This window comes from Chloroflexaceae bacterium (assembly GCA_025057155.1).
GTDB lineage: Bacteria > Chloroflexota > Chloroflexia > Chloroflexales > Chloroflexaceae > JACAEO01.
Map to the genome: position 1 here is coordinate 333,380 of JANWYD010000001.1, position 22,997 is coordinate 356,376.

Sequence of the window (22,997 nt, forward strand, 5' to 3'; positions counted from 1 at the left end):
GGCGGCCAGGCTGCCCCCGACCCTGCCGCTGGAGACGGGCTTTGTATCAGCCCGGCCTTGATATCCTGCCAGCGGGCAGCATATGATATGATGAAAATGTTGGAAGTAATCTGGCGGTAAAAAAGGATATGACCGACACACGTGTCTCCCGCGCCCGGCCCGATGCCTACGCCGCCGCCTACGAGGGCGCCGCGCTCTACGACAGCTCCGCCCGTGGCCGGATCTGGATGCGCGATCGCGACCGCGCTGCGCTGTTGCACCGGCTCTCGACCAACCATATCGAGCGGCTCAAACCCGGCGAAGGGACGGAGACGGTGCTGACTACGCCGATTGGTCGCATTATTGACCTGCTCGATGTGTACTGCCTGGAGGAAGCGTTGTTGCTGGTCGCCAGTCCCGGGCAGGGCGCAACGATCCTTGGGTATCTACGGAAGAACATTTTTTTTAACGACCGGGTGAAGGTGGAAGACGCCGGCGCCGCGCTTGGGGAGTTGACGCTGTACGGCCCGCGCGCCGCGGTGCTGCTGGCCGACCTGGGCATAGTCGCCGCCGCAGAACTGCCGGCCCGCGGCATCGCCACTGCCGCCTGGCAGGACGCACCGCTCTACGTGGCCGGAGCAGCGCCCATTGGCGCGAGCGGCTATCGCCTGATCGCCTCTCCCTCGACCCTGGAGCGCCTTGGCCCTGCCTTACGCGAGGCGGGCGCTGTGCGGCTTGATGCGCCCACCTACGACGTGCTCCGTGTTGAACACGGCTATGGGGCCTTCGGGCGCGAGTTGTCGCAGGAGTACATCCCGCTGGAGGCCGGCCTGTGGAGTGCGGTGAGCTTCAATAAGGGCTGTTACGTGGGTCAGGAGATTATCGCGCGCATGGAGAGCCGTGGCCGGCTCGCCAAGCAGTTGCGGGGTCTGCGCTTCGCGGCGCTACCTGAATTGCCCGCTGAGGCCGCTATGCCCCTGGCGCGACTCGATGCTGAGGGGAAAGAGGCTGGCGATCTGACCAGCCTGGTTGAGTCCCCGCGCTACGGGCTGATCGGGCTTGGCTATGTGCGCACGGCCCATGCCGCTCCCGGTACGGTTCTGCATGTCGCCAGTGCTTGCGTCGAAGTGGTGGAGTTGCCCTTCGGCGACGTTGGCGCGCCGCGCGATGCATGATTCAGGATGCCGGGGAAAGCGGGTTTCGCCACGTCCCCGCCCGGCGTATGTCCAGGCGCCGGGGAGGCCGAAAAGCCAGGGCCAGAACGTCCCACGTCCCTGACAGACAGGACGGGAGTTGCGGGTCGCAATCCTGTGGTTGCGCCTGGCAGCAACTAGCCTTCTGGTGCGTCTGCCGGCAGTCGAACGGCCTTCCGGCATCTTTCCAGTATCCCATACCAACACGCGGGGACAGGCTATGCGACGGTCCACTGCCAGGCAAGCACAGGCGCTCAAACTCGAGCAGCAGCGTGGTGCGCTGCGCTCTCAGCGTGAGCGTGATGCGCGACTGCTCGATGCGCTGGTCGCCATCAGTCTGGCCGCCCGTGAACGTCCTGGTTTCCGCGCCATCATTGAGACCGTTCAGCGTGAACTGACCCGAGTCTTTGCTTTCGACGTCTTCTATCTGGCCTGCTGTGATGAGCGCCGACAGCGGCTGGCCTGCGCCCTCCTGTGTGATGAGGATGGCAGTGAGTTTATCGAAGATGTCGAGTACGACCGGCTCACCGGGGCCGTCATCCGCACCCGGCAACCCCTGCTAGTTCGCGATCTGCTCGCGGAACACGATCTCGATCCGTTGCCCGTTCTCTTCGGAAGGCCCGACAGACGCTTACGGTCCTGGCTCGGCGTGCCGCTGCTGATCGGCCCCGAGGCCATCGGCGTGTTGTCCATCCAGAGCCGCCAGGCTGGAGTGTACACCGAAGCCGATCAGGAGGCGCTCCAGCGCATCGCCAGCGTGACTGCCCTGGTGCTGGACAATGTGGCCCTGGTCCGCCGCCAGGAGCAGGTGAGCGTTGATCTGGGCGCGCAGGTGACCGCCCGCACTGAAGAACTCACGGCGTTGAGTGTGATCTCCGCCGGACTGGTCGAGCGACGTCCTCTTATCGAGATGCTCGAACGCGCCCTGGAGATCGTGCTGCGCCTGTTTCACCTCGATGCCGGCAATGTGCGCCTGCTCGACGCCAACCGCGACCATCTCGTGCTCTGCTGCCAGCAGGGGTTTTCCGAAGAGTACACCCAGCGCACCCACTGCTTCCCCCTTGCCACCAGTCCCATTCGCTCGGTCGTCGAGTCAGGCGAGCCGATCGTGGTGTCCCGTAACTGGTATGACGTGCGGCGCGGCGGCTCGCTGCCTCTGGAGGTCTTCCCGCGCTTCGAGTGCGCGCTCATTCTGCCGCTCTTCGCCGGCAGCACGGTAGTGGGAACGTTGAGTCTCTTCGGCTTCGCGCAGCGCGATTTTAGCGCGCAGGAAGTGCGTGTGGCGCAGTCGGTGGCCAACCAGATCGCCATTCTGGTTGAGAATCGCCGTCTCCTTGATAGACAGGAGCGGCAGATCGCCGAACTCGAGGCCATCGGCCAGATCGGCAAGGTCGTCACCGCATCCTACGATCTCGACAAGATGCTGGCCGAGGTTTACCGGATCGTCCATAACCTGCTGGACGCGTCAGTCTTTGCCCTGTTGATCTGCGAGCCTGATAGCAAGATTGTTACCAACGCCGTCTTTGTGGAAGCAGGGGAGTGGATTCCGCTTGACGTCATCGGGCGGCAGGCGCCGCCCAATTCCCTCAGCCAGTGGATCATGTCCCGCCGCGAACCCCTGCTCTTCGACGACTTGCTCCACAAACGGCACGAGATGACCGATCGGGGCATCCAGCCTCAGGCAGTCGGGCCGGATCGACTGGTGCGCTCGTGGGCCGGCGTGCCGGTGGTGGCCCGCGACGGCGAGGTGATCGGGATGCTCTGCATCCAGGATTATCGGCCCTACCGCTACGATAGTGGAACGATAGACTTTCTCAACCAGGTGGCCAGCCACGTAAGTCTGGGAGTGCAGAAAGTGCGTCTCTTCCAGGAGCGCGAACGGCTGCTCCGCGAGACGCGCGCGCATGCCGAGGCGCTCGAACGGCAGGCTCATCGTCTGGAACTGGTCAACCGCATGGCCTCGGTACTCGCCGCGCGCCTGGATCAGCGCGAGATCCTGGAACTCGCCGCCCGCGAGCTGGTCCAGTTGTTCTGGGCCGATCACACTGGCACGGTTCTCGTCACCGAGCCTGAAGGAGCCATGGTGGTTGCCGAGTACCCCCCCACCGGCATTGTGGGTCTGCCCATTCCTATGCAGGACAATCCCCTGATGGACCGGTTGATCGGCGCCCGCCGCCCGATCGTGATCGAAGACATTGAACACGATCCTCTCGCCGAGCTCAACCGCGAACTCTGGCGTTCCATGGGCATCCGTTCGCTCATCATTGTGCCCCTGGTGAGCCGAGACCGGGTGCTGGGATCTATTTCGCTCGACAGCTATGGCCCGCCGCTGCGCTTCAGCGACGAGGAACTGGAACTGCTAAGCACCGTTGCCACCTCCATTGCCGCGGCGGTGGATAACGCGCAGCTCTTCGCCGCGGAGCAGGAGCAGCGGCGCACCGCCGAGACGCTCCGCGAGATGACCCGGGTGCTCAGTTCTACCTTTGACCCGAACGAGGTGTTGCGCCTGGTGCTCGGCGAACTGCAGAAGGTGATCGATTTCGACACCGCCTCGATTATGCTGCTCGACGGATCGCAGTTGCGCCTCGTGGCCTCGCGCGGGCGCGCGCCGGGCATCGAGCCGCGGAACCTCATCCTGCCCCTGGAGGGCACCGGCGCAGGGCATGTTGCCCGCACCGGCACGCCCTTACGTTACATCGCCGGACGAACCGATTGTCCCTGGATGCGCTTTCCCAGCTCCTCGGACATCCTCTCCTGGATCGGCGTTCCACTGATCGCTCGCGGGCACGTGCTCGGCGTGCTCAACATTGACCTGCGCGGCCCGTTGTGGAACGAGTACAGCGCGCCAAACTTCAAGCGGATCTTCAGCGAGCGCGATGTTGAAGTGGCCAGCGCCTTCGCCAACCACGCCGCGCTGGCGATCGAAAACGCCCGGCTGTACCAGGAGTCGATCACCCGCGTCGAGCAGGAACTGGAAATTGCCCGCCGCATCCAGGCCAACCTGTTCCCCCGGCAGTTGCCCGTTATCGCTGGTCTGGAACTGGCGGCCCGCTGTGTTCCCGCCCGCGAGACGGGCGGAGATTTCTACGATGTGGTGCAACTGGGCGACCGCGTCGGGGTGATTGTGGGCGATGTGAGCGGCAAGTCGCTCCCCGCGGCGATGCTCATGGCCGTCGCGCGCTCGACCGCTCGCTCCGAGGCCCGCAACCACGAGACGCCCTGGATCGTGTTGACCGAGACCAATCGTGCGCTGGTGGACGATGTGCCCCGCAACAGCTTCGTCGCCCTGAGTTACGCGCTGGTAGACCGGGCGCGCGACCGCCTGGTGCTCGCCTCGGCCGGGCAGCTCACCCCCTTGCTGCGTCGCGCGAATGGACATACCACCTTCCTCGAAGGGCCGCCGGCCTTACCGCTGGGCCTCTCCGCCCAGGTCACGTTCGGGCAGTTCGAGGTGGATCTGCAGCCGGGCGACACGGTGCTCTTCTACACCGACGGCATCGTTGAGGCTCACGACCGGCGCCGCAATCTCTTCGGCTTCGAGCGTCTTGAACAGCTCCTGGCGGAGTGGGGCCACCTGCCCGCCGGCCACCTGGTTGACCGGGTGCTCGCCGAGGTGCATGCTTTCAGCGAGGGCATGCCACCCCACGACGATATGACCCTCGTGGCCGTCCGGGTGACGTGAGGGTAGGGCCACGTTCACCTCCGCTCCCCCGCCGTTGCCCGCAACAACGGGAACAAAGTCTGTGAACGAGGTTTCCTTTATTTCCGCCCCCCTCCCGACCTCCCCCCGTTGGGGCGAGGAGCCAGACTCCCTCCCCCAGCGGGGGAGGGTCGGGGAGGTGGTGGAGTTACCGAAAAACGTGGTTCACAGAGTAATGAGATCCCGTCTTCACCCCGGATTATGGTAGAGTGTCCATAGGAAAGCAAGCATCCGTGGACACGCAATGCTGGTCTCTTTCGTCCATCCCGAAGCCCTCTGGCTCCTTGCGCTCCTGCCGCTGCTGTGGCTCTTTGCCTGGGCCACCCGCCCTTCCTACCGGGCGCGCCTGAGCCGCTGGCGTTACCTGGCGCTGCTTGGCGCGCGCAGTGCCATGCTCGCCGCGCTGGTGCTGGCGCTGGCCGGCGCCCAGGTGGTGCGGCCCGTGGACGATACGGCAGTCGTCTTTTTGATTGACGGCAGCGACTCGGTGGCTCCCGCGCAGCGCGAGCGCGCCCTGGCGTATGTCAATGAGGCGCTGGCGGCCGGGCAGCCCGCCGACCGGGCCGCAGTGGTCGTGTTCGGCGCCAACGCGGTCGTGGAACGGGCCCCGCAGCCGCCCGCCCCGCTGCCGCGCCTGACCTCGGCGGTGACGGGCAATCGCACCGATATCGCCGAAGCGGTGCTGCTGGGCCTGGCGCTCCTGCCCGCTGATGCCCAGAAGCGCCTCGTCCTGCTCTCCGACGGGGCGCAGAACCTGGGCGACGCGGCGGAGGCGGCGCGCCTCGCCGCACTGCGCGGCGTGCCCATCGAGGTGATCCCCCTTCCGGCCGAGGGCGGCGCCGATGTGCGCCTCGTCGGGCTCGATGCCCCGGCAACGGCCCGCGAAGGCCAGGAGGCGCCTCTGACCCTCAGGATCGAGAGCGATCTGCGCGGGTTGGCCCGGGTGGAAGTGTTCGCCGATGGGCAACTGGTGGCTGCCGAGGAAGTGACGCTCATCGAAGGCGAGCAGTCGCTCCTGGTGCGCGCGCCGGCTGGCGAAGCCGGTTTCCGCCGCTTCGAGGCGCGCATCAGCGCCGCCGGGGACGCCCAGCCGCTCAACAATACCGCCGGCGCCTTCACCCAGGTTGAGGGGCCGCCGCGCGTGCTGCTGGTGGCCGAAGCGGAGGATCGCGCCGCGCCCCTGCGCGCCGCGCTCACTGCCGCCGGGCTGCGCCCGACCCTGGTTGGCCCTGCGCAGGTCGCCGCCGACCCCGCCGCGCTGCGCCAGTTCGCCGCCGTTATTCTGGTGGAGGTCCCCGCCAGCGCGGTTCCGCCGGCCCTCCAGCGGGCGCTGGTCACCTATGTGCGTGAGCAGGGCGGCGGGCTGGCGATGATCGGCGGCGCGAACTCGTTTGGCGCCGGCGGCTGGCGGCGCACCCCTATCGCCGAGATCCTCCCCGTGGACCTGGATCCGCCCGCCCGCGAGCGACGCCCCGATCTGGCTCTGGCCCTGGTGATTGACCGCAGCGGCAGTATGGGCGATACGGCTGGTCCCGGGCGCAACCGGCTCGACCTGGCCAAAGACGCCGTCTTTCTGGCCACTCAGGGCCTGGCCGCCAGCGATCAACTCGGCATCTACGTGTTCGATGACCGGGCGACCACAGTGCTGCCGTTGCAACCATTGCCGTCCCTGGCCGCCATCGAAGACGCCCTGGGTCTGGTGAGCCTCGGCGGAGGCACCAACATCCGCGCTGGCGTCGAACTCGCCGCCCCGGCGCTAATCGGCGCCGATGCTCGCGTCAAGCACATGATCCTGCTGACCGACGGCCTGGATAACAGCAACTACGCTGACCTGGTTGAGCAACTGCGAGAAAACCAGGTTACCATCACCGTCGTCTCTATCGGCGGAGCAGCGAACCCGCGCCTCGAACGCGCCGCCCGCGAAGGCGGCGGCGCCTTCTACCGCGTGACCCGCGCCGACCAGGTGCCGGCGATCTTCCTCAGCGAGACCGTGCGCGCCGCCGAGCGCGACCTGGTGGAGGAGGTCGTGACGCCGGCAGTTGCCCTGTCCGCTCCCCCGGTGCGCGACCTGGGGGGTTTGCCGCCCCTCTATGGCTACAACAACACCGGCCCTCGCGCAACCGCCCGCACCTTCCTCATCACCCCTGACGGCGCGCCGCTCCTGGCCGTCTGGCAGGTGGGCCTGGGGCGCACCCTGGCCTGGACCAGCGATCTCAAGGGTCAGTGGGCCGCCGAGTGGATCGGCTGGGAGCAGTTTCCGCGTTTCGCCGCCGGCCTGGTTGATGCCGTGCTGCCCCCGGCGGGCGACGGGCGCCTGACGCTGGAGATGCGCGCTGATGGCGGGGAGGCGACGCTCAACCTGGCGGTGAGCGACGCCGAGGGCCTGCCCGCCCAGGTGGCCGCCGTCCAGGGGCGGCTCCTCGACCCGGCAGGCGACGGCATTCCACTGAGCTTCACCCAGGTGGCCCCCGGCCGTTACCGCGCCATCGCCCCGGCTGACCAGCCCGGCGTGTACCTGGCGCAGGTCAACGCTCTCGATGCCGCAGGACAGCCCCTCGTAGCGACCAGCGGCGGCCTGGTGGTCAGCTATTCGCCGGAATACCGCCCGGACGCGGCGGGCGCGGCCCTGCTCGAGTCGCTGGCGACGATCAGCGGCGGGCGCGTCGCCCCGCCGGCAGACAGCCTGTTTGAGGCCCCGGGACAGCGAGTCGGGCGCGTGACGGCGATCAGCCAGCCGCTCCTCTGGCTGGCCCTTGCCCTTCTCCCGCTGGATATCGCTCTACACCGGCTGTTTTGGCGGCCCGCTGGCCCGCTACGCTTCCCGGCGCGGCGCGCCCGGCCAACGCCTGAGCCGGAGGCCGCCGATGCGCTGCTGACCCGCCTCCGGGCTGCCCGCGAGCGCGCCCGGCGCCCCGCGCCACCCCCGGCGGCGCGGGCGCCCCGGCCCCCCACGGCGGAGACGTCAGCTGCGCCGCCCGTCCCGGCCCCCGCGCCCGCCGACGACCGCCTGGCAGCGCTCCTGGCCGCCAAACAGCGCCGTAAGCGGTCAGAGTAGCCCGCGGCGCGACAGAGTGCGTCACAGCCGCGGGGCCGTCTCACCGGCGTTCAGTTGCGCACCAGCAGGGGGAGAAAGACCTGGGGCCCGCCCCCTGCCCCCGCGACCGGTCGCCAGGCAGCTTCCAGCCAGGCTCCGTCGCTGGTCACCGGCCCGGTGGCGCCACTGCTCACCTCCAGCCACCAGATGTCGCTGCGGCCGTCGAAGCGGTTCAGGGTGTAGACCAGATAGGCCCCGTCCGGCGACCAGCGCACCCTGCCGATGCTCCGCCCGTGGTCGGCCAGCAGCAGCATGCGCGGATTGGCCAGATCCTGACGATCGTAGAGCATGATGGCGAAGGTGCGGTCGCGGGCGTCCGCCGAGGGAACGGTTGTTACGCGCACCACGGCGAAGCGCCGGCCATCGGGTGCCCAGGCCGGCTCCTGATCGGCCGGGTTGGCCAGCAGGCGCGTCTCCTGCGCCGGCTGGGAGCGGGTATCGAGCAGCCATACCCCCGCGGCCCGGTTGTCGCGGGCCAGGTCAAAGCTATCGAACAAGACCTCGCCGTTCCGGTTGACGCTCGGCCTTGTAGCGAAAGACGCCAGCAGCGGCGCCACCTGCCCCGGCTGCTGCGGTAGTAACCGCACGTCCGACAATCCGCCCCTGATGTTCCCGTCACAGAAGGCGTTGAAGCCCGGGTTGCCGAAGGCCACCTGATTGCTGCCGGGCATCCAGTCCAGTTGGGACACCTGCCAGATCTGCGAGGGCTGCTCCCGTGATGCCGGATCTGACGGATCCGGGACAAACGGGCAGCGCGAGCCTTTGCGGCTCTGAGTCTGGTAGACCTGGCGCGCCCCGCTGCCATCGGCGTTGAGCACGGTAATGGCGGCGGCGCTCAGATTGTTCTGTGGATCGGGATCGGGCGTGGGCCAGGGCCAGGTGTTATAATCGGCTACGGCAAGACGGCGCCCGTCCGGCGACCAGGCCGGATAGCGCACATTGTTCAGCAAGCCGCGGTAAATCAGTTGCTGGTTCCTGCCGTCCGTATCCATGCGGTAGAGCCAGCGATTGCCGTCGGCTTCGGCGCGGATGGCCGCCAGGGGGCGGCTGCCGTCGCCACGGAGCGCCGGGGGGAGGGGCGAGGCGGCCGTGCGCCCGTCGCTGGCAAGCACCTGCACCTCATCAATCAGCAACACCGCTTCTTGACTGACCCCGGTGTTCTGCTGGATCACGATCGAGAAGCGCAACGTCTGGCCGCGCACCCGGTCGAGGTCCTCGCCGGTCAACACTCTGCGGTACAGTTGCCAGCCCGGCGGCTGCTCGGTCGAGAAGCTGCCGAGCCTGACGCCCCCCAGATTCGGATCAAACATATAGAAGCCGCGGGCCAGAAACACATCCACACTCGTGCCCGCCGCGGCCCGAAACCAGAATGACACTGTGACGGCTGGAGCGTTTGCCGGAATGCTTAACTGCTGCGTGAGGATTTGCCGAGGGGTCGTCGTGTCGGGCAGGGTGGGGCAACCGCTGCCATCGGCGCCGGCGCCCATAAAGAGGGCGTAGCGCCCGGCGTACACTGCGTTGGACCCCGCCGACTCGGCATCCACCAGGCCCAGGTTGCCGCAGCCTTCCCAGCCCGCGCCCTGTTGCTCAAATCCGCCGTCCTGAATCAGGTTCCCGGCCTGGGCCGGGGCCGCCGGAGGCGTGGACGCCCCGGCGTTCATCGTAAAAGCGCCCGTCAGCACCGGCAGCGCCGGCCCCGATGATGAAGCCGGCGCTGCCGTGACCAGCGCGATGCCTCCTGATAGTATCAGCCAGCAGCCCAGGGTGATAGACAGTCGTAGCAGGTTTCTGGACATGCTCCTTCTCCTTGCCATAGGGAAAACGCTTTTCCCCGCACTCTTTTTGCTTCATAGGAAGAGGATGTGGAACGGCGAAGCCTTGCCAGGGGAACGTATTTCCCCGGCGATGAACATCGGCCCTGTACCCGCACGAGGATGCAGGAGGAAGCGGCCCTCCCGGAGAGGTTATTTGCTTCATGGTGTCATTGCGCGGTGCGTGTGCGTAGGGCCTGAGGTGAACCCGGCCGGCGAAGAATGGGAAAGCGAAGGTTCCCGTTGCCCTTGCCCGGTGGAGGGACTGAGAGGGCGCGATGGTTCCAGCCAGAGGGTATTGTACAAAAAGGCGCTATGGCGAGGAAGGTGGGAAATGTTCCTGATCCTGATGAGGGAAAGCAGGGGGTCTGGCAAACTGTATCGCTCGCGATAAAAACACAGGCGGCGGACTATCGGTTATCGGCTGCTTTCACATCAGACGCCCATTCGCAGGATGCACACCGCCGCAATGAAAACATGGTCTGCGGGCTATCGGCTATGTTCACGTATCCTTTCCATAACTGAGGCGCAGTGGGTGACGACAAGGCGAAGATCTGGTAGACTACCAGCGCATGCCGATTTCCGACAGCATTCCCGATACACCAACGCGCTAGATCGTGATCCGGCTGTTGAACGTCATCGCGACGTTCGCAGCGGAGAATACCGCACTGCCGGTTGCGATCCAACACCTGCGTGACAGAAACACACGGCTGAAGGGGAGGCCAGGCAAACCCGGCATCAAACTGCTCACGTCGCCGCCTGCCGACCATTCTTCGGATGCCGAGCGTCTCACGTGCACGGTCCTGCAGCGAACCCAAACAATCATGTGGAACTCGCAGCACGTCGCCGGGTGCGCAAGCGCGATATGAGCTTCGGCCCCCAAATACGGAATGATGCGCGGCCCCAGGACACCTTTCAAACACGGCGGCGAAACTGGGCGTGGAGTTCTTGCACCATTTCCGTGACCGCATAGTCACGTCCGCAACCACACCCGCCTGAGCCGAGCAGCTAGGCCCGGCGGGCAGGTATTGCAGCACAACCGTCCGCCTGAGTCGGCACTTTTGAAGAGGATCCGCAATGGACTGGAGCAGATATTTCTTTTTGCCGTATATTTTCACTACGGTGGTGTTCCTTTTTGGATTGGGTTTTGCGCTGCGCGTAATGCTGACCGCGCTTCGAAAGGTCGTGCATCATACCTCAGAGCCTGCCTGACCGCCGGAATCCAGGGCATGAGGCGTGTCTATGCTTAATGGCGGTCGGGGCGCGCTACCGGTCGATGAGGGTGTGGTGCCCCTTGGACCGATGCCTGCGCCGACGAGGCGGCTCCCGCTACAAAGGCGCAGCCCGATCCGGCGAAGTTGCTGTTTGGCGAGGGCGTCTTGCCTGCCCCGCCGCCGCACAGGCGTGTTCTTCCTGGCTAAGCAGTGGCCTCGCGCCACGGGAGGCGGATGATGAGCGATTCTTCGCGGGTGGTTGAGCCGCTGCCCGCGTTTCGCCAACTGGTAAGGGACGGCATGGAACTGGCCGGCAGGAAGCACTGCATCCACGGCCTGCTTGCGGTTGACATCACCGAGCCGCGTCGGCAGATCCGCTGCATCAAGCAGCGGACGGGCGAAGGGCTCTCCTTTACCGGCTTCATCGTCTACTGCTGCGCCAGGGCCGTGGACGAGGACAAGCATCTCCATGCCTATCTCGATTGGCGCAACCGCCTGGTGATGTTCGACGATGTAGACGTTTCCCTCCCCGTAGAACGCTTTCAGGACGGCAAGCCAGTGGTTCTTCAGACGGTCATACGCGCCGCGAACCGCAAATCCGTCGTTCAGATCCACCGGGAGATTCGCGCGTTGCAGGCGAAGCAACTGGATGAGACGCAGTGGGGGCGCTGGTTGCGCTGGTACGTCAAGACTCCGCGCGTTCTCCGCAGCCTGTTCTTCCGCGTGATTCAGAGATCGCCCGGCATCGTGAAGCGCTTCAATGGAACTGTGCTGGTCACTGCGGTAGGCATGTTTGGCACGGGCGCGGGGTGGGGCATCCCGCTTTCCGGGCACACGCTCTGCGTCACCATCGGCGGGATCGATACCAGGGCGATCCTCGTGGATGGTCAGATCCAGAACCGCGAGCATCTCTGTCTGACCGTTAGCTTTGATCACGACATCGTTGACGGCGCCCCGGCGGCCCGCTTCAGCGAGCGCCTCGCCTCACTGATCCAGGCTGGCACGGGGCTGGAGGACGTGGTCTAGCTTCAATCTTTACAAGGAGCCAGCATGGCCAGGCCCGCCACCTCTACTGACCTCGTTGTCCACGAGCGGCTGCCCCTGAGCACCAGACTCGCCTTCGGCGCCGGCGACCTGGGGCCGGCCATCGCCACTATCGTCGCCGGGTTCTTTCAGCTCTTCTTCCTCACCACCGTGGCCGGCCTGCCGCCGGGCCTGGCAGGAACCATCCTGCTGGTCGTGAAGATCTGGGACGCGGTGAACGACCCGATCGTTGGCTGGCTGACCGACCGCACCGATACCCGCTGGGGCCGCCGCCGCCCCTGGCTGCTCTTCGGCGCGGCCCCCTTCGGAGTGCTGTTCTTCCTCCAGTGGATCGTTCCGCCCTTCGATGTCACCGGCAAGTTCATCTACTATCTGGCCATCGCCCTGCTCTTCGACACCGCCTTCACCATCGTCAACGTCCCCTACACCGCCCTCACCCCCGAGTTGACCCGCGACTATGACGAGCGCACCGCCCTGAACTCTTACCGCTTCGCGTTCAGCATCGGCGGCAGCCTCCTCGGCGGCATTCTGCACCAGACCATCGTCGGCCTTTACCCCGATGATCCCCGAACCGGCTACCTGGTGGCCGGGGCCGTGGTGGGGGTGCTGATCGCTCTGCCGTTCCTGTGGTGCTTCCTCGGCACCCGCGAACGCTACGAACCTGACCCCGAGGCGAAGGACCTCTCTCTGGGCGAGCAGATCCGCTATGTTTTCCGCAACCGGCCCTATCTGTTCGTAGTGGGGATCTACCTGTTTTCCTGGCTGGCCGTGCAGGTCACCTCGGCGGTGTTGACCTTCTACATCACCTTCTGGCTGCGCCGGCCGGATCTGATCACCACTTTTCTCCTGGCGGTGCAGGGTTCGGCGCTGGTGTTTCTCTTCGTCTGGAGCGCGGTGAGCCGGCGCATCGGCAAGAAGGCGGTTTACCTGGTCGGCAGTGTGATCTGGATCGGCGTGCAGGCGTTTCTCTTTTTTCTACAGCCCGAACAGATCACCCTGGCGATCATATTGGCGGTGATCGCCGGAGCGGGGGTCGCCACGGCCTACCTGGTACCCTGGAGCATGATGCCTGACGTAATTGAGCTTGACGAACTGGAGACCGGCCAGCGGCGCGAGGGGATGTTCTACGGCTTCATGGTGCTGCTACAGAAACTGGGGCTGGCCGCGGGCCTGTTCCTGGTGGGGTTGGGGTTGCAGGTTGCCGGGTTCAACGAAAACCTTCCCGCCGACCTGCAACCCGACTCGGCCCGCCTGGCCATTCGCCTGATGATCGGCCCCGTGCCGACTCTCGTCCTCATCTGCGGGATGCTCCTGACCTGGTTCTATCCCATCACCCGCGAGAAGCACGAGGCTGTCCTGGCCCAACTGGCCGCCCGCCGCACCCGGGCCGCTGCTCCACCATCTCGGGAATAACGGACATATCCTCCAGTAGTGTTCAGAGTTGGGGTAACCTCGCAGACCTGGGAGCGAGGGCGTCCCGCCCTCGTCAGGATTCGAGGGCAAAATGCCCTCGCTCCCAGGAGAAGCGTGAACACGTACATCCTCCACACCTCCACACCTCCACACCTCCACACACTGGTTACAGAGCTCCGCAGAGCACCGGTCGAACTGGAACGACCAGATCTGGAAACATACTCGCTACCGGCTGCGCGTCACGCCAACGCGGGCGCAGAAAGCGGCCACCGGGCACGCCGAGCAGCGCGGCGACACTGGCAGGCAGATGTTCTGCCCCAGGGTCACCAGCAGCCCATTGATCTCGATCCAGTATTCAGGGGGGAGTCTGGTGCGCAGGACCTGCTCCGTCTCGTCAGGGTTCTTCGTTTGCACATAGCCCCAGCGGTTGCAGATCCGGTGCACGTGGGTATCCACACAGATGCCCGGCAGGCCAAAGCCGGCGGTGAGCACCAGGTTGGCCGTTTTGCGCCCCACGCCAGGCAGGGCCAGCAGCGCGTCGAGATCGGCGGGCACTGCACCGTCGTGGCGTTCAAGCAGCACCCGGCAGATCTGCACAATGCTCCGCGCCTTGTTGCGGTAGAAGCCGACCGGGTAGATCAACTCGGCGATGCGCTCCTCGCCGAGGGCCAGCATCGCTTCTGGCGTATCGGCAGCGGCGAAGAGCCGCGGGGCGACCACGGCGGTAAGGGTGTCCTTGGTGCGCAGGCTGAGGATGGTGGCGATCAAGATGCGGAACGGGGTCGTGCCCTCCACGCCCATCTGATCGATCAGCGGGCGTTGAAACGCCGGCATGGTCGCGCGCAGGCTCGCCATGACCTCGTCTATGGGGAACGTCTCGCGGGGAACTGGCGGCGCCGCGGGAGCGCCTGGCTGATCAATACTCGACATAAAATGATCGTCTGTTAGCGCGGCGCTATGAGGCGCACCGCAGAGCACGCAGAGAAACGCAGAGGCGTTTAAGATCCTCTGCGCTCTCCGCGGTCTGTACGTGTTCGGTGCAACTGAACCCTATCCCGGATAATGCCGCACGCGCAGTGCCTCCTCAGGCCCCAGCGCGAGGCTCACCTGCCCCACCCCGCAGCCTTCGGCGATCGCCAGGATGACCAGGCGGCTGATCAGTTCCTCTTCGGCGGCCCGGTCGCGACGCTCCTTGTCGAGAAACAGCTCGTAGATCCTGGTCTCGCTGGCCGAACGCACGGCGACAATGGCCCGGTCAGCGCCCCGGCGCGCCCGGTCGGTGGCAATGGCCGCCGTGCAGCCCACACCGAGCAGCGGCCAGCCGTCTTCGGCGAGACTGGCGGCGTGCTGCCAGGCCCACCCGGCCATGGCGCCGGCCGTCTCGACGCTGACGGCCTGGGCCGGTGGTGCGCCGAGGATGGCGGCCAGGCTGCGCGGCGCGTAGCAATCGCGGGCCTCGAGCAGCGTCCGCGACGAACCGGGAGCCGCATGCAGCCAGTACAGCGCCAGACTGCCCGCCCCGGCGAAGACGTATACCAGGCGTGGCGGCGCATCGTGAATGGCCTGGATCAATGGCGTGAGGTCAGCCATGGGTGTCATCACAGCGCCAAGTATAGCACAGGCGCGCCAGCTGCGGGTCTCGCCAGCCGGCAACGGGTACCCTAATAACGTTCTCTACCTTCCCCCTTGCCCGCAGGCTGATGGAGATTAAGAATTATACGCCGGGAGGGTGGCGGAAGTGCAAGGAAACTTCGTTCACAGACTAATCAGAGCGGACCGGTTTCTTAATTGCTATAAACCGCCAGGTTATGGAAATAATATTGATTTATATACTTAGTTTTGTCATAATTTTCGGAATATGTTGGCTTTCTATGAATCACGTTTTCGGGTATGTTCCTCGCTGCGTCATACCGGACGGAGCGAGACGACTTCCCGATTGCGATGGCAGAAACTGTTCCGTCTGTCTTTTGCTCGTGGGCTTTGAGTGACTACAACCGGGCAAGGTAATTTACAGGGTTTTCATAATCCTTTTCCGTGGGGATTCTGGTTACAACTCGGTAAGGAGCGTGAACTACACTCTTCTGACACCTGGTTCAAATGAGTGCTAGATGTAACAAAAAAGGTTGCCGTTGGTTTTAATCTAGGAGGAGTTCGTCCTGTATGCGTCGCCGCCTGCTCCGCCTGTTCGCGACCGTGGTCATGCTTGCCACGGTCATCGTCGGCCTTGCCGCGTCCCCGCGCCCCGTCTTTGCCGTGGGCCAGCCCGTTGCCGCCCTGAATGCGCCCGCTCAGGCCCTGATCGGCCAGCCGTTTGACTTTACGGTGACCTTTGACAACGCCGATCCCGCCGATACCGGCTATGGTCCCTTCGTAGACCTGGTATTCCCCGCGACAGGCGTAGATGGCGACGATGGCATCACGTTCCTCAACGCGACCTACCTCGGCGCCGGGCTGAATACTGCCAGCATCACCTTCGACGCCGATGGCTGCGTGCCTCACCCTTATGCCCGGCTCACCGATGGGAGCTATCAGCAGGTCTGTGGCACGCCCGGCGATACGCTGGTGGTGATCCAGTTGCCCTTCGGTTCCTTCACCCCGGAGCAGCCCCCGGTTGAGATCAGGGTCCAGGCGGCGGTCAGCCCTCTTGCCGACCTCGGCGTGCCGCTGCCGATCTTCGCCCGCGCCGGCTTCCAGTTCGGCAACGATCCGCTTGATAACTGGTGCTGCGACTCGGTGCTGCTGAATCCCGCCAGCCCGAATACGGCTACCTGGCCCAATCAGCCGGTGACGCCGACGCTCTTCTCGGTGCGCAAGACCTACCTCGGCCCCGAAGACGAAACCGCTACTGGCCCCAATTTCCCGCGCCAGTACCGCGTTGATGTGGATCTTCCCAACGGACAGACCGTAACCAATCTGGAGATCAGCGATACGCTGCCCCCGCAGATGCAGTTCGTCTCTCTTGACGCGGTGCTGGTGAACGGCAGCCCGGCTGGCAGCGTGGCTGTGAGCACGCCGTCCACCACCACTCCCGGCGGCGTTCTCACCCGGCGCATTGCCTCGGTGACCGGCACGACCGCCTCAGCCGACGCGAGCATGATCTTTACCTTCTACGTTCCGCGTCTCGATGCCGCCAGCGCCGCCGTACTCAACCCCGCCACCGGCGCACCGCGCGTCCTGGACAACAATGCTAACGCCAGCGCGACCTGGACGCCTGTTGACCCCCGCGACCCGCCGACCCTGGTGAGCGCCTCCGCCGGGACGCCCGGCCATCGCCTGACGGCCCGTTCGCTGGCCACCCAGAAGCGCGTCACCGTCGTCAATGATGTGGGCGCCGCCGGTCCCACGCCCGGCGATACGCTGGAGTACACCATTGAGGTGCAGATCTCCGACTTCTTCGCCTTCAATCAGGTGACCCTGGCCGATGTGTTGTCCGATGGGCAACGCTTCGATCCTTCCTTCCCGCCGACGCTCCAGGTGAATGGGAATGGCTTCGTCTCGGCGTCCGTGTCCTTCGCCGCCGCCAACTACACCGTCACGCCAAACTACACCCCTGACTCGCCCGCGCCCAATGATGGCACGACGAGCATCGAGTTCCGCATTTCCAACGAACTGGCGACCCGCGGCCAGACCGGCGCGCTGATCGGCGGCTGCGTGCCCGCCACCGGCACTGGCGGCCCTGCTCCCAACTGTAGCGTATACAACGACGGCCCCACTACGGCCCGCGTCGTCTTCCGGGCGATCATCCAGGAGAATTACAGTGATGATTACCCCTCCGGCGACTCCAGTGTGGACGAGGGCGACTCCGTCAGCAATCAGGTGACCGTCACCGGCACGCTGCTGAACGTGGCGAACCTCGCTGCGACGGGCGCGACCGTTAGCGATGGCAGCGCTGCCAGCGCGAGCGTGGGCCGCGGCGCCCTCAGCAAGTCAATCTATGCCCTTAACGGCAGCACCACCCTCCCCAATCCGGTGCAACTGGCCCCCGGCGACACGGTGACCTATCGCCTCCAGTTGATCCTGCCCACCAGCGATGCCGAGGATCTGCGCCTGGTGGACTATCTGCCTCTGCCCATCTTCCCGGTGACCACGTTCACCTTTGATCCGAACATTGCCGGGAGCATCCCCCCGGTCAACACCGCGACCTATGGCCCCGCCGACACCTGGCGCGCCCGCTTCCCCGTCGCCACCGTGCCCCATCCCACGGTCAGCGTCAGCACGGTGGGCAACTCGGTCAGCTTTAACTTCGGCTCCTTCGACGATCCGCAGTCGCTTCCCAGCCGGATTGACCTGCTGCTGACAGTGCGGGCCAGCGACCGGCCTACCGCCGACCGGCTCCTGCTCACCAACCAGGTGCGCCGCATCGCCGGGTCCACCGGCCTGGCGCAGGCAACTGATGACGCCATCGTGCAGGTGGTGATGACCCAGCCGATCCTGCGGATCAGCAAGGGCGTCACCGGCAGCACCAACCCCGGCGCGACCCTCTCTCCGCCGGTTGCCGGCCCTGTCCCCTTCGCCGCGCCTGGCGCGTCCGGTGCGCCATTCACGGGCACGATCGGCTCCACGGCCCTGGCTGCGACGCCGGTGGACAGCAATATCGCCGGGGTGGACGCCAATGACCTGGTCAGCTTCGCGATCGTCATCGAGAACCGCGGCTCGGGCACTCGCGGCGCGTATGATATTGCCATCACCGACATCCTCCCGCCAGGACTGATCATCCCCACCGGCGGTGCCGGCCTCAACCTGAAGGTCTACAACGGCGCCGGCACGGCCGTTCCGTTCACCTACCTGGGCGGTGGCGGGCCGGGGAACGAGGACGACCTCTTCAACAATGGCATCCAGTTAATTGATACCAGCGTCGGCGCATGCCAGCGTTACCATCCTAACGATGGTTCCAACATCATCGTCATCACCTACGATCTCCAGGTGGACCCCGATGTCCAGCCCGGGCAGGTGATCCTCAACCGCGGCACGCTGACCGGCTATGCCGGCGATGAGGGCGGGACGAACCACGTTGACCCCGCCGGCCCGCCCTTTGACCAGGCCTCGGTGACCGCCGCGACGCCGCAGTTGGCCAAGTCCATCGTGGCTACCTCGGCGGCCCATACCGAGGAGAGCGCCACGCCCCCGGTGGCCATCGGCGAGATTGTGCGCTACCGCCTGGCCGTGCGCGTGCCCGAGGGCCGCTGGGACGCAGCCCAGATCCAGGATCGCATGCCCGATGGGCTGCGCTTCCTCAACGACAACACCGCCAGGGCGGCGCTGATCAGCAACAGCGCCGGGTTGGCCTCGGACACCTTGAGCGGCGCCGGGCTGGCTATCAGCGGCAACGCGCCGGCTACACCGTCCTTCCTGCTCCCCGACGCCGCCGTGTCGGCCAGCGCCACGACCAACAATGACACCTACGGCTCGGGCACGGATGTCTTCTTCAATCTGGGGACCCTCAACAACGCTGATAACGACCCCGACGACGAGTATGTGGTCGTGGAGTTCAACGCCCTGGTGGAGAACGTGGCCGGCAACACGGCCGGCGTTCAGCGGGCCAACGACTTCATCGTCTATCGCGCCGGCAGCCCGATCACCGCGCCCGGCGGCGGCGGGCCGATCGCCTCGAACAGCATCGCCGCGCGCGTAGTCGAGCCGGCCCGTACCCTCGACAAGACGATCGCCAACCCGGCCAGCGCAACGGGCGATGCGGGGGATACCATTACCTACCGCATTGACTACGCCAACCCCACGGGCGCCAATGTCACCGATGCCTTCGATGTGCGGATCAGTGACACCCTGCCCGCCAATCTGACCCTCAACGTCGCCAGTGTCACCGTGACCCTCAACGGCGGGGCCACTGGCGTCACCAACAGCAGCGCCGGGAACACCGTGGAGGTCACCATTGACCGGGCGCCGCCCGGCAGTTCGGTGCGCATCGAGTATACTGCCACGGTGGGAACCGGCGTCACCCCCGGCCAGCAGGTCACCAACACCGCCAATCTGAGCTACACTAGCCTGCCCGGTACCAACGGCGCGGCCGCCGGCGACAATCCCACCGGCTCGGCTACCCCCGGTGCGCCCGGCAGCGCCACCGGCGAGCGCATTGCTACTGCCAGCGACCCGGCCACGCTGACGGTCATCTCTCCCGCGCCAACCAAGAGCATCGTCGCCACCTCAGAGGCGCATACCTCAGAAAGCGCCTCGCCCCGCCCGGTGGCCATTGGCGAGATCGTGCGCTACCGTCTGGCCGTGCGCCTGGCCGAGGGCAGCGCGCCTAACTTCCAGCTCCTGGACAACCTGCCCGGCGGCCTGACCTTCCTTAACGACGGCAGCGCGCGGGTGGCCTTCGTGGCCAACGAAGCCGGAGGTGGAATCAGCTCCTCAACGATTACTACCAGCCTGCCCGGTTGCAGCGGCCTGAACGTCACCGGCAACAGCGCTACCCTGGCGGCGCTGCCCTCCGGCAGCATCACCTGCCCGCTGCCCGCCGGCGTCATCAGTCCGGCCACCTTCGGCACCGGCGCCGATCCCACCTTCAGCCTGGGCACTCTGACCAACAGCGACTCGGACGCCGACGAGGAGTTCGTTGTGGTCGAGTTCAACGCCCTGGTGGATAACACTGTTGCCGGGAACAACACCGCCGGAGCGAATCGCGACAACACCTTTGCGGTGCGCGTGAATAGCACATCAATCGCTACCTCAGGGAGCGTCCGCGTGCGCATCGCCGAACCGTCGTTCACCCTGAACAAGCAGGTAATCGCCACGCCCACTGACGCCGGCGATACGGTGACTTATCGCGTCACCTTCACCAGCGCCACTGGCTCGAACCGCACCACCGCCTTCGATGTGCGTCTGCGCGATCCGCTGCCTGCCGATCTGACCCTCAACCTCGCCAGTGTGAGCGTGACGCCGGGTGGCGGCGCCAGCGGCGTGACCAACAATAGCGCCGGTAACACGGTTGAAGTCGTGGTGGCTCAGATCCCGCCCGGCGGATCGGTGACGGTCGAGTACAGCGCCACGGTGAACGCTGGCGCGGTCAATGGCCGCACCCTGACCAACACCGCTAACCTGACCTACACCAGCCTGCCCGGCTCGAACGGCACGACAACCAACCCCACCGGCTCGGCCACCCCCGGCGCCTCCGGCAGCGACACCGGCGAGCGCAACGGGTCCGGTACCGGCAGGAACAATTACCGCGGCGATGCAACGGCGAATGTCACTCTGGCGACGCCGACGATTGAGAAACTGGCTCCCACGCCGGCCCAGTACACTATCGGCGAAGTGGTGACCTTCGACCTGCGCGTGACTCTTCCCGAAGGCGTCACCCAGGGCCTCGTGGTGACCGATGATCTGCCTCCGGGCCTGGCCTTTCTGAACTACAGCATTGTGACTGCCGATCCCCTCCTGGCTGCGCCCTACGCCGGCAACGTGGGCAGTCTGAGCGTGACCCGCACCGGCCCTGCCACCGTGCCCGGCGCCAGCGGCGAGGACCTCGTGCTGACCTTCCCCGATGTGACCACGACCGATGACAACAATGCGAATAACAACGCCTTCCTGGTGCGCCTCCAGGCTCGCGTGCTCAACGTCATTGGCAACCAGAACGGCGCGTCCCTGACCACCACCGCGCGCCTCAGCTACACGAATCCCAACACTGGCGTCTCGGTCACGGTGAATGCGCCCGATGCGCGGACGATCACCGTGGTCGAGCCGGTGCTGAGCATTGCCAAGAGCATTCTCACCCCGCCCGACCCCGCCGACGCGGGCGGCGTGGTGACCTACCGCGTGGTGATCAGCCACGCCGCCGGCAGCGTTGGTACGGCCTACGATGTGGTGGTGACCGATCCCATCCCGGCCGGGCTGACCAACGCCACGCTGGTTGGGGTGAGCGCCGTGGGAATTACACCCCCCTCGGCGGACATCAGCGGCGGGGTGGTGCGCGTGCCTGCCAGCGACAGCTTTGACCTGCCCCCCGGCGCCAGTGTGACCCTTGACTTCCGCGCCGAGATCGGCGGCGGCGTCAGCCCTGGCCAGACGATCACCAATCGCGCCAGCGCGGTGTGGAGCACCATTGACGGGGATAGCGCCGATGAGCGCTCCGAGGGTGACGGCTTGGCCGATGGCAACGAGCTGCTCAACAGCGGTGCGCTGAACGACTACGAGATCAACAGCAGCGCCAGCTTCACCATCGATCAGCCTGACCTGACCAAGGCCCTGGCGGCAACGTCGGCGGCGCACACCGGCGGCGCCAACGTGACCATCGGCGAGATCGTGACCTACGAGCTGGTCGTCGCCTTACCTGAGGGCGTTATCCCCTCGCTCGTCCTGGTAGACGACCTGCCCGCCGGTCTGGCCTTCGTCCCCGGCTCGGTGACGGTGGACACCACCGGCTTCAACGGCACGGCCCCCGACCCGACGGTCAGCGGCGGCGCGGGCAGTGGCGACGATGTGACGATCAGCTTCGGCGCCATCAACGTCGCCGTGGACAATGACGCCGGCAACAACAGTTTCCGCGTGCGCCTCCAGGCCCGCGTGCTCGACGTGGCCGGCAACGTGGGGCTGCCGCCGGCCCAGACCACGCTGATCAACCGCGCCAGCGTCAGTGTGAGCAGTGGCGCGCCGATCGCCAGCAACGAGGTGACAGTCACAGTGGTCGAGCCGCGGCTGGAGATCGCCAAGGTCTTCACTCCCGACCGGGCCTACGCCGGCCAGACCGTCGAGGTGAGGCTGACCGTGCGCAACACCGGCGCGTCCGACGCCTTCGACGTGGTCATCGTTGACCCGCTGGATGCGCGCTTCGTCGCCGTGGCCGAAGCCAGCACTCCAACCGGCTTCACCTTCGCATACAATGCCGGAACGCGCACCGTGCGTTACACCGGTGGCGGCATCCCCGCCGGCGCAAGCCGCGACTTCACCTTCCTCGTCACCCTGGCAAACCCGGCCACCGCAGGCGAGGTGATCACCAACCGCGCCACTGTCACCGAGGCCAGCACCCTGCCCGGCGCCGATGGCGGTGAGCGAGAGCTGCCGGATGTTGACGGCAGCGACGATCTGACCATCGTGGCCACTGACCTGGAGCTGACCAAGAGTGACGGCGGGGCCAGCGCCGAGCCGGGCGCCGCGATCACCTTCATCCTGAGCTACCGCAACGTGGGCAACCAGGACGCCACCGGCGTGGTTCTGACCGAGACGGTGCCGGCCAACACCAGCTTTGACGCGACGGCCAGCACCGCGGGGTGGAGTTGCGCCAACGGCGCGCCTGCGGGCACGGTCTGCACCTTCACGGTTGGCAGCCTGGCGGCAGGGGCGAGCGGCAGCGTCAACTTCGTCGTGCGGGTGAACAACCCGCTGCCCGCGGGCGTGACCGAGGTGGCCAACGCCGCTCGCGTTGACGATGATGGCAGCAACGGCGCCGACCCGACTCCGGGCAACAACCAGGCCAGCGACAGCACACCGCTCGCTGCTGCGCCGGACCTGGAGCTGACCAAGAGCGACGGCGGGGCCAGCGCCGAGCCGGGCGGCACGATCACCTTCATCCTGAGCTACCGCAACGTGGGCAACCAGGAC

At 66.1% G+C, this 22,997-nt stretch carries 9 protein-coding genes; 6 read left to right on the forward strand and 3 right to left on the reverse strand.

All coding sequences use genetic code 11. From position 1 onward, the window contains the following. Nucleotides 1-128 precede the first annotated feature (128 nt). The 3 genes from NZU74_01290 to NZU74_01300 all read left to right on the forward strand — a co-directional run bounded on the left by NZU74_01290 (nt 129) and on the right by NZU74_01300 (nt 7,927). Nucleotides 129-1,154 (forward strand): glycine cleavage system protein T, encoded by a 1,026-nt coding sequence (locus tag NZU74_01290; protein ID MCS6879945.1) that lies wholly within the window; start codon nt 129-131, stop codon nt 1,152-1,154. 238 nt (nt 1,155-1,392) lie between these two features. Beyond that, the gene (locus tag NZU74_01295) at nt 1,393-4,854 is read left to right on the forward strand and encodes a GAF domain-containing protein (protein MCS6879946.1); all 3,462 of its coding nucleotides are present in this window, start codon (nt 1,393-1,395) and stop codon (nt 4,852-4,854) included. A gap of 262 nt (nt 4,855-5,116) precedes the next feature. Next, nucleotides 5,117-7,927, forward strand: a complete 2,811-nt coding sequence (locus NZU74_01300; protein ID MCS6879947.1) for a VWA domain-containing protein — start codon at nt 5,117-5,119, stop codon at nt 7,925-7,927. Nucleotides 7,928-7,977: 50 nt separating this feature from the next. Here the strand turns inward: NZU74_01300 and NZU74_01305 are convergent, their stop codons facing one another. Then, entirely contained in the window at nt 7,978-9,762 is a 1,785-nt protein-coding gene (locus NZU74_01305; GenBank protein MCS6879948.1) for a hypothetical protein, read from the reverse strand. A gap of 1,466 nt (nt 9,763-11,228) precedes the next feature. Between NZU74_01305 and NZU74_01310 the strand changes: the two genes are divergently transcribed. Beyond that, nucleotides 11,229-12,017 (forward strand): 2-oxo acid dehydrogenase subunit E2, encoded by a 789-nt coding sequence (locus tag NZU74_01310; protein ID MCS6879949.1) that lies wholly within the window; start codon nt 11,229-11,231, stop codon nt 12,015-12,017. 24 nt (nt 12,018-12,041) lie between these two features. After that, on the forward strand, nt 12,042-13,448 hold the full coding sequence (locus NZU74_01315) for an MFS transporter (protein MCS6879950.1): 1,407 nt from the start codon (nt 12,042-12,044) through the stop codon (nt 13,446-13,448). Between the two features lie 225 nt (nt 13,449-13,673). Here NZU74_01315 and NZU74_01320 read toward each other — a convergent pair whose 3' ends face one another. Both NZU74_01320 and NZU74_01325 read right to left on the reverse strand, forming a co-directional pair. After that, nucleotides 13,674-14,378: an endonuclease III gene (locus tag NZU74_01320; protein ID MCS6879951.1), complete on the reverse strand. Its 705-nt coding sequence runs from the start codon at nt 14,376-14,378 to the stop codon at nt 13,674-13,676. A 120-nt stretch (nt 14,379-14,498) separates the two neighbouring features. Then, on the reverse strand, nt 14,499-15,038 hold the full coding sequence (locus tag NZU74_01325; protein ID MCS6879952.1) for a hypothetical protein: 540 nt from the start codon (nt 15,036-15,038) through the stop codon (nt 14,499-14,501). A gap of 570 nt (nt 15,039-15,608) precedes the next feature. Between NZU74_01325 and NZU74_01330 the strand changes: the two genes are divergently transcribed. Next, on the forward strand, nt 15,609-22,997 hold a 7,389-nt coding region (locus tag NZU74_01330), incomplete at its 3' end, for an isopeptide-forming domain-containing fimbrial protein (GenBank protein MCS6879953.1).

Excerpts from the sequence above, each read along its gene's own strand:
- NZU74_01290 (MCS6879945.1), top strand. The coding sequence starts at position 129 with ATGACCGACACACGTGTCTCCCGCGCCCGGCCCGATGCCTACGCCGCC.
- NZU74_01295 (MCS6879946.1), top strand. The coding sequence starts at position 1,393 with ATGCGACGGTCCACTGCCAGGCAAGCACAGGCGCTCAAACTCGAGCAG.
- NZU74_01300 (MCS6879947.1), top strand. The coding sequence starts at position 5,117 with ATGCTGGTCTCTTTCGTCCATCCCGAAGCCCTCTGGCTCCTTGCGCTC.
- NZU74_01305 (MCS6879948.1), bottom strand. The coding sequence starts at position 9,762 with ATGTCCAGAAACCTGCTACGACTGTCTATCACCCTGGGCTGCTGGCTG.
- NZU74_01310 (MCS6879949.1), top strand. The coding sequence starts at position 11,229 with ATGAGCGATTCTTCGCGGGTGGTTGAGCCGCTGCCCGCGTTTCGCCAA.
- NZU74_01315 (MCS6879950.1), top strand. The coding sequence starts at position 12,042 with ATGGCCAGGCCCGCCACCTCTACTGACCTCGTTGTCCACGAGCGGCTG.
- NZU74_01320 (MCS6879951.1), bottom strand. The coding sequence starts at position 14,378 with ATGTCGAGTATTGATCAGCCAGGCGCTCCCGCGGCGCCGCCAGTTCCC.
- NZU74_01325 (MCS6879952.1), bottom strand. The coding sequence starts at position 15,038 with ATGGCTGACCTCACGCCATTGATCCAGGCCATTCACGATGCGCCGCCA.